We start from the raw sequence: 12,658 nt of genomic DNA on the forward strand, positions 1-12,658 counted from the left end.
CGCCCGAACGCCCGTACCGGCGAACGCCGAGCAAAATGCCCACCCGCCCACGGTGCCGCGCAGACACTTCGGCGCCGGCCGAACGGTCCCCGGCCACCGGCCCACCCGGCCGACCTTGCCGGACCAGCCCGCACCCCCAGCCCCAGCGGGCCACACGGCACCCCCACTTCGCGCCCGAACGCCCGTACCGGCGAACGCCGAGCAAAATGCCCACCCGCCCACGGTGCCGCGCAGACACTTCGGCGCCGGCCGAACGGTCCCCGGCCTACGGTCGGTGCCATGAACAACGGCAGCACGTCCCTGGCACACCGCGTGGTGGAGCCGCACATCCTCTACTTCGGCACCCCGGTGGTGCTGCTGAGCACGGTCGACGGCGACGGCGCGGTCAACCTGGCGCCGATCTCCTCCGCGTGGGCACTGGACCGCACCGTGGTGCTGGGCCTCGGGCCGAGCGGCCAGAGCTCCCGTAACCTCGCCGCCTGCCCGGAGCTGGTGCTCAACGTGCCGGGGCCGGAGCTGTGGCGGCAGGTGGAGCTGCTCGGAGGCGCCACCGGCCGGCCGGACGCGGCGCACTTCGTCCGCGACAAGTTCGGGTACGCGGGGCTGACGCCGCAGCCCGCGGAGCTGGTCGCGCCGCCGCGGGTCGCCGAGTGCCCGCTCCAGCTGGAGGCCCGGGTCGCGGACCTGCGGCGGGACGCCACCGGCGAGTTCCTGGTGGCCGAGGTGCAGGTGCTGCGGGTGCACGCGGCCGAGTCGATCACCGTGCCCGGCACCGACTACGTGGAGCCGGCCGCGTGGAGCCCGCTGGTGTACAACTTCCGGCACTACTTCGGGCTGGGCTCGGAACTCGGCCACTCCGCGCGCAGCCGCACCCCGCGCACCGCCTGACGGACGGTCAGCGCCCGGCCTGCTCGCCGGCCGCCCACAGGTGGCGGATGTGGCCGAGGTGGCGGGTCATGCACTCCTCGGCGGCCTTGGCGTCGCCGGTGAGCAGCACGTCCAGCAGTTCGAGGTGCTCCTCGGCGGAGGAGACCAGTTCGCCGCGCTGGTCGAGCCGGTTGAGGCCGTACAGGCGGGAGCGCTTGCGCAGGTCGCCGACGGTCTCCACCAGGCGGGTGTTACCGGCGAGCGAGAGCAGGTCCAGGTGGAACTGGCGGTCGGCCTCCAGGTAGCCGATCAGGTCGTGCTTGCGGGCGGCGGCGACGATCGCCTCGGCCTGCGGGCGCAGCGCCTCCAGTTGTTCGGCGGTAGCGGTGCGGGCGACCCGGCCGACGGTCGGGACCTCGATCAGCGCGCGGATCTCGGTGAACTCGTCGAGGTCGCGGTCGCTCAGCTCGGTGACCCGGAAGCCCTTGTTACGGACGGCCTCGACCAGGCCCTCGCGGGCCAGGTCGAGCATCGCCTCCCGGACGGGGGTCGCGGAGACTCCGAAGTCGGCGGCCAGCGCCGGCGCGGAGTAGACCACGCCGGGGCGCAGCTCACCGGAGATCAGGGCGGCGCGCAGGGCGTGGGCGACCTGGTCGCGCAGCCGCTCCTGGACGGAGATGAGGTTGCGGGGCTTCAGGTCGGACATGGCGGTTCCTCCGGGGGTTTCAGCAGAACCCCATTGTACAATGTCACGTTGCGGAGAGTGAACGCCTTGATCCGCTTTCGCCGGAATCCGCGAGTCCGTACTGGGCCGCCGCCACTGCCAGATCCTGCCAGGCCATGCCGACGCTCTTGAAGAACCTGGGCCGATCATGGCGGACAACCGCCCTGCCGGTCACCAGTTCCGACAGATTGACCATCCGGTTCTCCGCCGCCCCGGCCATCAGCAGGTCCCCGGCCTCCCGCCGGGCCACCGCCCGCGCCTCCACGAAAAGGTCGGCGCGGCCCACCAGGTGGGCGTCCACCTCGCGGGCGTCCGGCTCGTGCGAGCCGACCGCCGCGACCACCGCGCCGTCCGGCACCGACCGCCCGTCGAACAGCGGGGTGCGCGCCGTGGTGCAGCACACCACCAGGTCCGCCCCGGCCACCTCGGCCGCGCCGCCGACCGCCGCGTCCAGGCCCAACCCGTCGGCGTACCGCACCAGTTCGGCCGCCGGGCCGGGTCGGCGGGCGACCACCGTCAGGCGTTCCAGCGGCAGCACCGCGCGCAGCGCCGCGACGTGCCCGAACGCCTGCGGGCCCGCGCCGAACACCACCAGGTGCGCGGCTTTCGGCCCCGCGAGGGCGCGCAGCGCGAGCGCGGTGACGGCGGGCGTGCGCAGCGCGGTGAGCGCCGCACCGTCCAGCAGGGCCAGCGGTTGCAGGGTCGGCCCGTCCAGCAGCAGATAGCTGCCGGTGATCCGGGGCAGGCCGACGGCCGGGTTGGCGGGCGCCACCCCGGCGATCTTCACGCCCGCGTACCCGCCGGTGGCGGCGGGCATCAGCAGCAACTCCCCCGCCGGCACGGGCACCGCGGACCGCTGCGGGCAGTTCTCCACGTCCAGCCCGTCCAGCAGCGCGCGCTCCAGCGCCTCGACGGCGGCAAGGTGGTCGAGCGTCAACTCCAAGGCACCCTTCACGGCAGGCTCGGTCACAGCAGGCTCGGTCACAGCAGGCTCGGTCACAGCAAGAACCCCGCACCGAGGGTGTCGTCACTGTCCAGCACGAACCGGTGCTCGCCGGTACGGTGCGCACTGCCGGTGACTTCGGTGATCGCGCCGTCCGGCCGCTGCTCGCGGACCCGGCCGGTGAAGACCGTGCCGATGATCGAGTCGTGCCGCAGCGTCTGCTCCGGGCGGAGCGTCCCCTCGTCGGCGAGCAGTGCCAGCCGGGCGGAGGTGCCGGACCCGCACGGCGAGCGGTCGATCTGGCCGTCCGCGAACACGGTGACGTTCCGCTGGTGCGGGCCTGCCGGCGTGTCGGGCAGTTCGTCGTACAGGATGACGCCGTAGACGCCGTCCCGGTACTCGGCGAGCTCCGGGTGCTCCTCCAGCGCGGCCCTGATCTCCCGCCCGGCGGCGGTCAGTTCGGGCAGCTGCTCCGGGGCGACGGCCAGGCCGAGGGCGCCGGCCGGCAGCGAGGCGTAGACCGCGCCGGAGTGCGCGAGGTCGACCGCCACCGGCCCGCGGGAGGTGGCCAGTTCGACCTTCCGCGCCAGCACCCGGGTGGGCACGTTCCGGAACGTCACGGCGGTGGTGCGGCCGCCGCGCCGGTGCACCGTCGCGGTCACCCGCCCCGACGGGACGTCGATCCGCACCAGCGCCGTCCCGTCCTCGGGCGCCGGCACCTGCCCGGTGTCCACCGCCCATGCCCCGAGCGCCATCGTCCCGTGCCCGCACGCCGTCGAGTACCCGTCCTTGTGCCAGAACAGCACCCCGAAGTCCGCCTCCCCGTCGTCGGCCGGAACGACGAACCCGCCGTACATCCCCGCGTGCCCCCGCGGCTCCCGGGTCAACAGCCGCCGCACATCGTCCAACGCGCTGCGCCGCGGCGACGTCGCCGTCCCACCCGCGCCAATGGCGATCGCCCGCCGCTCGGCGACGCTGTCCCCGGGGACGGGCGGCAGGCCTCCGGTGACGATCCGGAACGGCTCACCGGCGGTGTGGTAGTCGGTGGTGGTGATGTTCATCAGGACTCCATGACGAGACGCACGCTGACAGAGGAACAGAACGAGGACGCCGCACCGGCGGTACGAGACTTCGCGGCTGACGGAGAACCGGACGACCCGCACCGGCGCGACGCCACCCCGTCACCGCCCCACCGCCCCGCCGCCGCCCCGCCGGGGCTCAGTACGCCTCGGCCGGCAGCACGCTGACGGTCCGGGAGGCGGTGTAGAAGTCCAGCACCGCCTGGCCCTGCTCCCGGGAACCGTACGACGCGGCCTTCGCCCCGCCGAACGGCAGGTGGTAGTCCACGCCGCTGGAGGGCGCGTTGATCCGGATCATGCCCGCGTCCAGCCGGTCCGCGGCGGCCAGGGCGGTGTCCAGGCTGCGCGAGTGGACGGAGGTGGAGAGGCTGTGCCGGGTCCCGTTGGCCAGGGCGATCGCCTCGTCCAGGTCGGCGGCGGGCAGCAGCACCGCGACCGGGCCGAAGAACTCCTCGTTCGCCAGCGGGTGTTCGGCCGGGACGCCGGCCAGCAGGGTCGGTTCCAGGTACCAGCCGGCCAGGTCCGCGGGCCGGGCGCCGCCGGCCAGCACCGTCGCGCCGGCGGCCGTCGCCCCGGAGATCGCCTCGGTGAGCCGGGTCAGCGCCTGACGGTTGATCACCGGCCCGCACGCGGTGGCCGCCAGCGCCGGATCGGCGGCCGGGAGCTGCGCGAGCGCCTTGGCCAGGGCCTCCGCGAGCGGCTGGTACGCGTCGCCGACGGCGATCACCCGGCTGGTCGCGGTGCACTTCTGCCCCGCGTAGCCGGCGATCGCCGAGGCCAGGTGGGCGGCGGCCTGCGCGATGTCGGCGTCGGGGAGCACGAGCGCGGCGTTCAGGCCGCCCATCTCGGCCTGCACGGGGACGCCCCGCCCGGCGGCCGCCGCGACCACCTGCCGGCCGACGGCGGTCGAGCCGGTGAAGGACACCACGTCGGTGCCCGCGACCAGCGCCGCGCCCTCCTCGCCGCCGCCGGGAACCACCGTCAGCACCCCGTCCGGCAGGCCGGCCAGCTCGGCGAGGCGCAGCGCGCACGCGGTCGCCTCGGGGGCGGGCTTGAGCACCACGGTGTTGCCGACGGCCAGCGCGGGCGCGGCCTTCCAGGTCGGGATCGCCAGCGGGAAGTTCCACGGCGTCACCAGCCCGGCGACGCCGTACGGCCGGCGCCGGGTCAGCAGCAGGCCCTGCCCGGCGGCCGGTTCGTGCACCTCGCCGGACGCGGCGAACGGCGCCTGCGCGTAGTACCGCCAGATCGCGACGGTCCGCGCGACCTCGCCGCGCGCCTCCGCGAGCGGCTTGCCGACCTCACGCACCGTCAGCGCGACCAGTTCCTCGGCCGCCGCCTCCACGGCCGCCGCGGCCCGCCCGAGCGCCGCCGACCGCCCCGCCGCTCCGAGCGCCCACCACTCCCGCTGCGCGACCCGCGCCCGCGCGATCGCCTCCTCGACCCCGCCGGCCCCCGCGGCGGGGGCGGAGACCACCAGGTCGTCGGGGTCGGCAGGGTTGTACGAGTCGACAGTGACCACGAGCAAAACACCTTTCACAACAACAGGATTGACGGACAGTCAGAGTTGAAACCCGGCCGGGAACGGATCCGTCGGGTCGAGGAAGTACTGCGCCGTCCCGGTCAGCCAGGCCCGCCCGGTGACGGTCGGCACCACGGCGGGCAGGCCGGCCACCGAAGTCTCCTCCACCAGGCGGCCGATGAACGTCGTGCCCAGGAAGGAGTCGTTGCGGAAGTCCGCGCCGAGCGCCAGCTCGCCCCGCGCGTGCAGCTGGGCCATCCGCGCCGAGGTGCCCGTCCCGCACGGGGAGCGGTCGAACCAGCCGGGGTGGATGGCCATCGCGTGCCGGGAGTGGGCGGCGTCGGAGCCGGGGGCGAGCAGCTGGACGTGGTGGCAGCTGTGGATGGACGGGTTCTCGGGGTGCACGGGGCGGTGCTCCGGCGAGGCGTTGATCGCGTCCATCATGGCGAGCCCGGCCGCCAGGATGTCGTCCTTGCGCTCCCGTTCGAACGGCAGCCCGAACTGTTCCAGCGGCAGGATCGCGTAGTAGTTGCCGCCGTACGCCAGGTCGTACGTCACCGTGCCGTACCCGGGTACGTCGAGCTTGCGGTCGAGGGCGACCGCGTACGAGGCGACGTTGCGGATGGTGACGCCGACCGCCGCGCCGTCCTGCACCTGGACGTCCGCGACGACCAGGCCGGCGGGGGTGTCCAGGCGGACGGTGGTGACGGGTTCGACCACCGGGACCATGCCGGTCTCGACCAGGACGGTGGCGACGCCGATGGTGCCGTGGCCGCACATCGGCAGCAGGCCGGACACCTCGATGTACAGCACGCCGAAGTCGGCGTCCGGCCGGGTGGGCGGCTGGAGGATGGCGCCGCTCATCGCGGCGTGGCCGCGCGGTTCGTACATCAGCAGGGTGCGGAAGTGGTCCAGGTGCTGCTGGAAGTGGGTGCGCCGCTCGGCCATGGTGGCGCCGGGGACGGTGCCGAAGCCGCCGGTGATCACCCGGGTGGGCATGCCCTCGGTGTGCGAGTCGACGGCGTGGAAGACGTGGCGGGTCCGCATCGCGGGTCCTCTCCTGACGGCTGGTGGTCCGGCCCCGGACCGGGCGCCCCCGAGGTCGCCGGTCCGGGGCCGGGGCTTTTTCGGACTACCGGTGGCCCTCGGCGAGCGCCTTCTCGGTGGCGGCGCGCACCGCGGCGTCGATCCCGGGGCGCAGCGGCAGGCGCGGCGCGCGGGTGGGTCCGCCGGTGCGGCCGGCCAGGTCCATGGAGAGCTTGATGGCCTGGACGAACTCGGTCTTGGAGTCCCAGCGCAGCAGCGGGTGCAGCGACTTGTAGAGCGGCAGCGCGGTGGCCAGGTCGCCGGCGACGGCGGCGTGGTACAGCTCGGCGCTGGTGGCGGGCAGCGCGTTGGGGTACCCGGCGATCCAGCCGACCGCGCCGGCGAGGGCGAGCTCCAGCAGGACGTCGTCGGCGCCGATCAGCAGGTCGAGGCCGGGGGCGAGTTCGGCGATCTCGTAGGCGCGGCGGACGTCGCCGGAGAACTCCTTGACGGCGACGATGTGCCCGGCGGCGTGCAGGTCGGCGAGCAGCGCGGGGACCAGGTCGACCTTGGTGTCGATCGGGTTGTTGTACGCGACGATCGGCAGGCCGGCCCGGGCGACCTCGGCGTAGTGGGCGCGGACGGCGTCCTGGTCGGCGCGGTAGGCGTTCGGCGGGAGCAGCAGCACGGAGCCGGCGCCGGCCTCGGCGGCCTGTTCGGCCCAGCGGCGGGATTCGGCGCTGCCGTACGCGGCGACGCCGGGCATCACGCGCGCACCGTCGCCGGCGGCCTCGACGGCGGTGGTGACCACCTTGGCGCGCTCTTCGGGGGTGAGGGTCTGGTACTCGCCGAGCGAGCCGTTGGGGACGACGCCGTCGCAGCCGTTGTCGATCAGCCACCGGACGTGCTCGGCGTAGGCGTCGTAGTCCACGCTGCCGTCCTGGTGGAACGGCAGGGTGGTGGCGACCATGATGCCGCGCCAGGGGCGGGCGGGGTCGTGGGCGGTGCGAGTCACGGGGATCTCCCTCGATATGATGTGTGACATTTTATAAGTGGTCGACGGGGGCGCACAAGGCCCCACCGGGCTCTACTCGGAGAGCCCCACCGCCTCGTCCTGCTGCGCCAGTTGGGCCAGCGGGACGGGGCAGGACAGCGGCCGGCTGTCGGGCCGGCCGAGCGGCCCGCCGGACAGGCAGGCCACCGCGGGCCCGCACATCCGGCCCTGGCACCAGCCCATGCCGGCCCGGGTCAGCAGTTTGACGGTCCGCGCGTCGGTCGCACCGAGCTCGGTGACGGCCTCCCGGACGGCCCGCGCCGGGACTTCCTCGCACCGGCAGACGTCGGTGTCGTCGGTCACCCAGCCCGTCCAGTCCGGCCCGGGCGCGTGCGCGGCGGCCATCAGCCCGGCGAACCTCCGCCGCTGCCGACGCACCGTCAACTGCCGTGCCGGAGCGGCCTTCCCGGCCACCGAGTGGGCGGCCAGCACGCCCTCGGCGAGCGCCAGGTCCGCGCCGCCGACACCGCAGGTCTCCCCCGCCGCCCACAGCCCGGGCACGCTGGTGCGCTGCTGGGCGTCCACCCGCAGCGCGGCCGTGCCGTCGGCGGTGGCGACGGTCTCCGCGCCGAGCTCGACGGCCAGGTCGATCTGCGGGACCAGCCCGTGGCCGACGGCCAGCGCATCGCAGGCGATCCGCCGCTCCGTCCCCGGCACCGGCTTCCACCGGGCGTCCAGCCGGGCCACGGTGACGGCCGTGATCCGGTCGGTGCCGTGCGCCTCGACGACCGCGGCACGGCGGCGCAGCCGCACCCCGTGCCGCAGCAGCCGGGCCGCGTGCTCGGCGCCCTCGGCCAGCTTCGCGGCGTTGCCGGCCAGCACCGGCAGCCCACGGGCGTACCCGAGGTAGTCGGTCGCCTCCACGATCGCGGGAATCCGCGCCCCGGCGGCGGCCAGCGAGGACGCGGCGGCCAGCAGCAGCGGGCCGCTGCCCGCCACCACGACCCGCCGGCCCGGCAGCACCAGCCCGGACTTCAGCATCGCCTGCGCCCCGCCTGCGGTCACCACCCCGGGCAACGTCCAGCCGGGGAAAGGCAGTTGACGCTCGTACGCGCCGGTGGCCAGCAGCAGGCAGCGGGCCACGACGGTGGCCCGGTCGCCGGCCTCCGGGCCACGGGTCGCGTGCAGGGTCCAGTCCTCGCCCCGCTCCACCGCCCACACGTGGTGCCCGGACAGGTGGTCGACCAGCGGCGCCGACGCCAGCCGCTCGCGCAGCCCGGCGAACGCCCGCCACCCGTGGTGCAGTTTCTCCGGCCGCGCCGCACCCAGTTCGGGCGCCGGGTGCCGGTAGTACTGCCCACCGGGCCTCGCCCCCGCGTCCACCAGCGCGACCCGCAGGCCGAACCCGGCTGCGGCGTCCGCGGCAGCCAGCCCGGCGGGGCCCGCACCGATCACCGCGAGGTCGTACCGCACCTGCTCAGACCGCGAGTTCGTCATGCCCGTGCCCCTCCTGGGTGGTGACGACGTCGCCGTCCTCGGCGACCACCAGACACAGCCGCTGATTGGGACGCCCGTTGACGGTCGCCAGGCAGTCGAAGCACTGCCCGATCCCGCAGAACGCCCCGCGCGGCCGCCCACCCACCCGGGTCGTACGCCACGCCACCACGCCGTCGGCCCACAGCGCCGCCGCCAACGTCTGCCCGGGCAACGCGGACACCGCCCGCCCGTCGAACACGATCACCCGCGCCGGGCCGGGCTCGGCCCCCACCAGATCGAGCGGATCCACGCTCACACCTCCCTGACAACACTGACCAGCCACATCCGAGACCCCCGACCGAACACCGCACACGCACCCCGCAGCACCGAAGCCGCGCGCGCCCGGCGCGAAGCGCCGACGGGCACACCCGCCGGCCACCAGCTGCCCCGACCGGCACCGCCCCGGCAGCGGGCCACACACCGTCGGCCGACACCCCGCGCCGCACCGCACCGCAGGCCCGACGCACAGCGCCGATACTCGTCGCCCGGCCGCCGAAGGACCGATCGACCCGCCACCCGCCCGCTGCCCTCGCGCGCACCCGACCCACAGCACCGACTGCCCCACCGAAGCCGCGCGCCCGGCGCGAAGCGCCGACGGGCCCACCGCACTTCCCGCCACCGCCCGGGCAGCAGTCCCACCGACAGCCGCAGGCTGCCTCGACCGGCATCGCGCCGCAGGCCCGGCAACGGACCCAACCACCGTCCCGCCACCCGCCGCCGCCCTCGCGCGCACCCGACCCACAGCACGGCCCGACCCCCGCACCTACTCCTCGCCCGTCTCGTCGAACCGCTCCGGCCGGAACGGCGACAGGTCGAACTCCGCCTCTGCACCCACCAGTTGACGGGCGATCAACATCCCGGTGGCCGGCGCCAGCCCGATCCCCGCCCCCTCGTGGCCGCACGCGTGGTACAGACCGGGTACCCGAGCGTCGTGGCCGATCGCGGGCAGGTGGTCGGGCAGATACGGGCGAAAGCCCCGGTACGCGCGTTGGACGAGGGTCGTCCGCAGCACCGGGAACAGCGCCGCGGCCTGCGCGGCCAACCGGTGCAGCACCTCGGGCCGCAGCGTCCGGTCGAAGCCGACCCGCTCCCGGCTGGCGCCGATCAGCACCGGACCGGCGGGGGTGCCCTCGACGACCGCGGAGGACTGGAGGTCCGCCGAGCCGGAGGCGACGTCGGCGACGTAGTCGGCGGCGTACACCTTGCGGCGGACGATGCGCGGCAGCGGCTCGGTGACCAGCACGAAGCCGCGCCGCGGGAGCACCGGCAGCCGGACCCCGGCCAGCTCGGCCACCGCGCCGCCCCAGGTGCCGGCCGCGTTGACGACCGCGGGCGCGGCCAGCTCCCGGCGCGTGGTGACCACACCCGTGACCGCCCCGTCGGAGCCTCGTCGCACCGCCGTGACGGCCTCGTCCAGGTACCGCTCGGCGCCGGAGGCGCGCAGCAGGTGGGCGGCGGCCAGCGCGGGCTGGACCTGCGCGTCCTGCGGGTACAGCACGCCGCCGGGCAGACCCTCGGCGAGGTGCGGCTCCAGCTCGCGCAACGCCTCCGCGGCGACCGGAACGGCCTCCACCCCGGCCGCCCGCTGCTTCCGCGCGAAGCCGTTCAGGGCGTCCAGCCCGGCCGGCGCGGAGGCGACCACCAGCCCGCCCTTGGGCTCGTACTCGACGCGGTCGCCGAACTCCTCGGCCAGCTCCCGCCACAGCGCGGTGGACAGCAGCGCCAGCTCCAGCTCGGGCCCGGGTTCCTTGTCGGAGACCAGCAGGTTGCCCTCGCCGGCGCCGGTGGTCCCGCCGGCCACCGGGCCGCGGTCGACGACGGCGACCCGCAGTCCGGCCCGGGCCGCGTAGTAGGCGCACGCGGCGCCGACCACGCCGGCGCCGACCACCACGACGTCGTAGGAGGTTCGCTTCAGCACCTCAGTAATATGTCACATGTCCAGAAGCACCGACAAGCCCCCCACCAGCCCCGATCCCCCGCACCCAAAGAACCGGACGACCCCCGCACCCGAAGAACCGGACAGCCCCCCACGCCCGAAGTGCCGGACAGCCCCGATCCCCCGCACCCGAAGAACCGGACCGCACCGGAACCGTCGCACCGCCCGGCACCGAGAACGCCGAACGGCCCCGGACCGTCAGGTCCGGGGCCGTCGACAGAGCGGCGGTTCCCGCGAATCAGGTGATGTCGTCGATCTGGTCGCGACGTCCGGCCTGCACCGGCTCGACCGCGCCCACCGTCTCGGCGTCCTCGACGGCATCCACCGTCAGGTCGACCTGGGAGGCCTCCTCGTCGTCCAGCAGGGCGTCCGGGTTGCGGGCCAGCTTGCGCCGGTCGTTGAGCAGCGCGATCCCGGCCGCCAGGAAGTACAGCAGCCAGAGCGGCGCGGCCAGCGCCAGCATCGACAGCGGGTCGGTGGACGGGGTGGCGAACGCCGCGAACACGGTGATGCCCATCACGAAGCCCCGCCACCAGCCCAGCAGCCGCTTGCCGGAGAGGATGCCGATCAGGTTCAGCATCACCAGGAACAGCGGCAGCTCGAAGCCCAGGCCGAACACCAGCACCATGCGGGTGATCAGGTCGAGGTACGTCTCCACCGGCACGATCGCCTTGACGCCGTCCGCGATGAAGCTGATCAGCATCATCGCCGTGGTCGGCATGATCACGTACGCGAGCACCGCGCCGGCCAGGAACAGCGGCGTGCCGAGCGCCAGGAACGTGACCGAGTAGCGCTTCTCGTGCTGGTGCAGGCCGGGTGCCACGAACTTCCACAGCTGGTACAGCCAGACCGGGGTGGCGGCCACCACACCGGCGGTGAGGCTGACCTTCAGCGCGACGGTGAACGGCGTCGTCAGACCGATGGTGGAGATCTCCACGCAGTGCTTGAGGCCGGCGGGCAGCGTCCCGCCCGGCTCGCACGCCGGCAGCGGCTTGATCAGGAAGTCCACCAGCTGCCGGTGGTAGAACGCCGCGACGATCGTGAGCACGATGATCGCCAGCACCGATTTGACCAGCCGGTTGCGCAGCTCGCGCAGATGGTCGGCCAGCGCCATCCGCCCCTCAGGGTCCTTGGGCGCTTTGGTCGTCTTGCTCAACCCGGTCCTCGAATCGTGCGCTCGTCGGTAGTGGTCGAAGTGGTGCAGGCCGTACGGTTCAGCCGGCCCGGTCGGTGCGGGAGGATCCGGAGGCGCCGGGAGCGGACTTGACCACCCGCTCCGGCTCCGTGGCGGGGGCCGCGGGCGGAGCCGCCGGAGCCTGGGCGCCGGCCGCGAACTCGCCGCGCAGCGCCTTGCCCTCGCTCTTGAGAATCCGCAGGGACCGCCCGATCCCCCGTGCCACGTCGGGCAGCCGCTTGCCGCCGAACAGCAGCACGGCGAACACCACGACGATCAGCAGCGAGGCGGGAGACAGAATCCGCATCGGAGCACCGCCTTCCTTGTCCGGGACGTCCGGGAGGTCCGGGAGGCAGAGCTCCCCCCTGCGGGCGATGGTAGCCGCTCGGAGTGTCGCGGCGGGAACCCGGTCCCCGACGATCGGCGACCGGGCCCGCACGCTCAGCTCTTCTCGGCCGCCCGCTGCAACGCGGCGACCGCGCCGTCCACCTCGCGGGTCAGCGCCCGGGCGTCCAGCCAGAGCCGGACGGCGAGCACGCCGAGCACCAGCAGCCCGGCGGTGGACAGCAGGACGGCGCCGACCAGGGTCCAGTTCATGTGCGTGCGGAACCTTTCAGAACTCCGACTACCCCTCGACCGGCAGCAGCCGCATGGTGTGCACGCCGGCTGCGGTGAGCGCGGCGACGATCCGCTCCCCGGCGATCTTGCGGACGGACGCGCCGCAGGCCGGGCAGGTGAAGCTGTAGAAGGTGCGCTCCCGGCTGGCGCCGAGCGCCAGCCGGAACTCGGGGGCCGGGAGCTCGACCTTCTCCCGGCACTGCGAGCAGTACACCTTGAATCTGGTGCCCTCGGTCACG

The 12,658-nt window shown here is 74.5% G+C and carries 14 protein-coding genes; 1 reads left to right on the forward strand and 13 read right to left on the reverse strand.

Annotation, left to right across the window (positions count from 1 at the left end; translation table 11 throughout):
• Positions 1 to 279: 279 nt before the first annotated feature.
• Positions 280 to 888 carry a flavin reductase family protein gene (locus tag ACIQF6_RS26395; protein ID WP_400899202.1) on the forward strand — a complete coding sequence of 203 codons (609 nt, stop codon included), beginning with the start codon at positions 280 to 282 and terminating at the stop codon, positions 886 to 888.
• A gap of 7 nt (positions 889 to 895) precedes the next feature.
• Here the strand turns inward: ACIQF6_RS26395 and ACIQF6_RS26400 are convergent, their stop codons facing one another.
• The 13 genes from ACIQF6_RS26400 to ACIQF6_RS26460 form a co-directional block, all read right to left on the reverse strand.
• Entirely contained in the window at positions 896 to 1,573 is a 678-nt protein-coding gene (locus ACIQF6_RS26400; RefSeq protein ID WP_400899204.1) for a GntR family transcriptional regulator, read from the reverse strand.
• A 43-nt stretch (positions 1,574 to 1,616) separates the two neighbouring features.
• The gene (locus ACIQF6_RS26405; RefSeq protein ID WP_400899206.1) at positions 1,617 to 2,561 is read right to left on the reverse strand and encodes an ornithine cyclodeaminase family protein; all 945 of its coding nucleotides are present in this window, start codon (positions 2,559 to 2,561) and stop codon (positions 1,617 to 1,619) included.
• A gap of 26 nt (positions 2,562 to 2,587) precedes the next feature.
• Positions 2,588 to 3,595 (reverse strand): proline racemase family protein, encoded by a 1,008-nt coding sequence (locus ACIQF6_RS26410; RefSeq protein WP_400899208.1) that lies wholly within the window; start codon positions 3,593 to 3,595, stop codon positions 2,588 to 2,590.
• Positions 3,596 to 3,752: 157 nt separating this feature from the next.
• Entirely contained in the window at positions 3,753 to 5,135 is a 1,383-nt protein-coding gene (locus ACIQF6_RS26415; protein WP_400899210.1) for an aldehyde dehydrogenase family protein, read from the reverse strand.
• A 39-nt stretch (positions 5,136 to 5,174) separates the two neighbouring features.
• A complete protein-coding gene (locus tag ACIQF6_RS26420; RefSeq protein WP_400899212.1) occupies positions 5,175 to 6,182 on the reverse strand; it encodes a proline racemase family protein in 1,008 nt (335 codons plus the stop codon).
• Positions 6,183 to 6,267: 85 nt separating this feature from the next.
• On the reverse strand, positions 6,268 to 7,131 hold the full coding sequence (locus tag ACIQF6_RS26425) for a dihydrodipicolinate synthase family protein (RefSeq protein WP_400899378.1): 864 nt from the start codon (positions 7,129 to 7,131) through the stop codon (positions 6,268 to 6,270).
• Between the two features lie 117 nt (positions 7,132 to 7,248).
• Complete coding sequence (locus tag ACIQF6_RS26430; protein WP_400899214.1) at positions 7,249 to 8,652, reverse strand: NAD(P)/FAD-dependent oxidoreductase; 1,404 nt, start codon at positions 8,650 to 8,652, stop codon at positions 7,249 to 7,251.
• On the reverse strand, positions 8,633 to 8,941 hold the full coding sequence (locus tag ACIQF6_RS26435) for a (2Fe-2S)-binding protein (protein WP_400899216.1): 309 nt from the start codon (positions 8,939 to 8,941) through the stop codon (positions 8,633 to 8,635). Before ACIQF6_RS26435 ends, ACIQF6_RS26430 begins: the two co-directional genes overlap by 20 nt.
• A gap of 513 nt (positions 8,942 to 9,454) precedes the next feature.
• Positions 9,455 to 10,609, reverse strand: coding sequence for an NAD(P)/FAD-dependent oxidoreductase (locus ACIQF6_RS26440; RefSeq protein WP_400899218.1), 1,155 nt, complete (start codon positions 10,607 to 10,609; stop codon positions 9,455 to 9,457).
• Positions 10,610 to 10,865: 256 nt separating this feature from the next.
• Complete coding sequence (gene tatC, locus ACIQF6_RS26445; protein WP_400899380.1) at positions 10,866 to 11,741, reverse strand: twin-arginine translocase subunit TatC; 876 nt, start codon at positions 11,739 to 11,741, stop codon at positions 10,866 to 10,868.
• Between the two features lie 100 nt (positions 11,742 to 11,841).
• Entirely contained in the window at positions 11,842 to 12,108 is a 267-nt protein-coding gene (gene tatA, locus ACIQF6_RS26450) for a Sec-independent protein translocase subunit TatA (protein ID WP_400899220.1), read from the reverse strand.
• 134 nt (positions 12,109 to 12,242) lie between these two features.
• Positions 12,243 to 12,398: a hypothetical protein gene (locus tag ACIQF6_RS26455; RefSeq protein WP_400899222.1), complete on the reverse strand. Its 156-nt coding sequence runs from the start codon at positions 12,396 to 12,398 to the stop codon at positions 12,243 to 12,245.
• A 28-nt stretch (positions 12,399 to 12,426) separates the two neighbouring features.
• Positions 12,427 to 12,657 carry a hypothetical protein gene (locus tag ACIQF6_RS26460; RefSeq protein ID WP_400899224.1) on the reverse strand — a complete coding sequence of 77 codons (231 nt, stop codon included), beginning with the start codon at positions 12,655 to 12,657 and terminating at the stop codon, positions 12,427 to 12,429.
• Position 12,658: the final 1 nt, after the last annotated feature.

This window comes from Kitasatospora sp. NPDC092948, from assembly GCF_044754805.1.
GTDB lineage: Bacteria > Actinomycetota > Actinomycetes > Streptomycetales > Streptomycetaceae > Kitasatospora.

Coding starts and splice junctions, on each gene's coding strand:
- ACIQF6_RS26400 (WP_400899204.1), bottom strand. CDS start 1,573: ATGTCCGACCTGAAGCCCCGCAACCTCATCTCCGTCCAGGAGCGGCTG.
- ACIQF6_RS26425 (WP_400899378.1), bottom strand. CDS start 7,131: ATGGTCGCCACCACCCTGCCGTTCCACCAGGACGGCAGCGTGGACTAC.
- ACIQF6_RS26395 (WP_400899202.1), top strand. CDS start 280: ATGAACAACGGCAGCACGTCCCTGGCACACCGCGTGGTGGAGCCGCAC.
- tatC (WP_400899380.1), bottom strand. CDS start 11,741: ATGGCGCTGGCCGACCATCTGCGCGAGCTGCGCAACCGGCTGGTCAAA.
- ACIQF6_RS26430 (WP_400899214.1), bottom strand. CDS start 8,652: ATGACGAACTCGCGGTCTGAGCAGGTGCGGTACGACCTCGCGGTGATC.
- ACIQF6_RS26410 (WP_400899208.1), bottom strand. CDS start 3,595: ATGAACATCACCACCACCGACTACCACACCGCCGGTGAGCCGTTCCGG.
- ACIQF6_RS26455 (WP_400899222.1), bottom strand. CDS start 12,398: ATGAACTGGACCCTGGTCGGCGCCGTCCTGCTGTCCACCGCCGGGCTG.
- ACIQF6_RS26420 (WP_400899212.1), bottom strand. CDS start 6,182: ATGCGGACCCGCCACGTCTTCCACGCCGTCGACTCGCACACCGAGGGC.
- tatA (WP_400899220.1), bottom strand. CDS start 12,108: ATGCGGATTCTGTCTCCCGCCTCGCTGCTGATCGTCGTGGTGTTCGCC.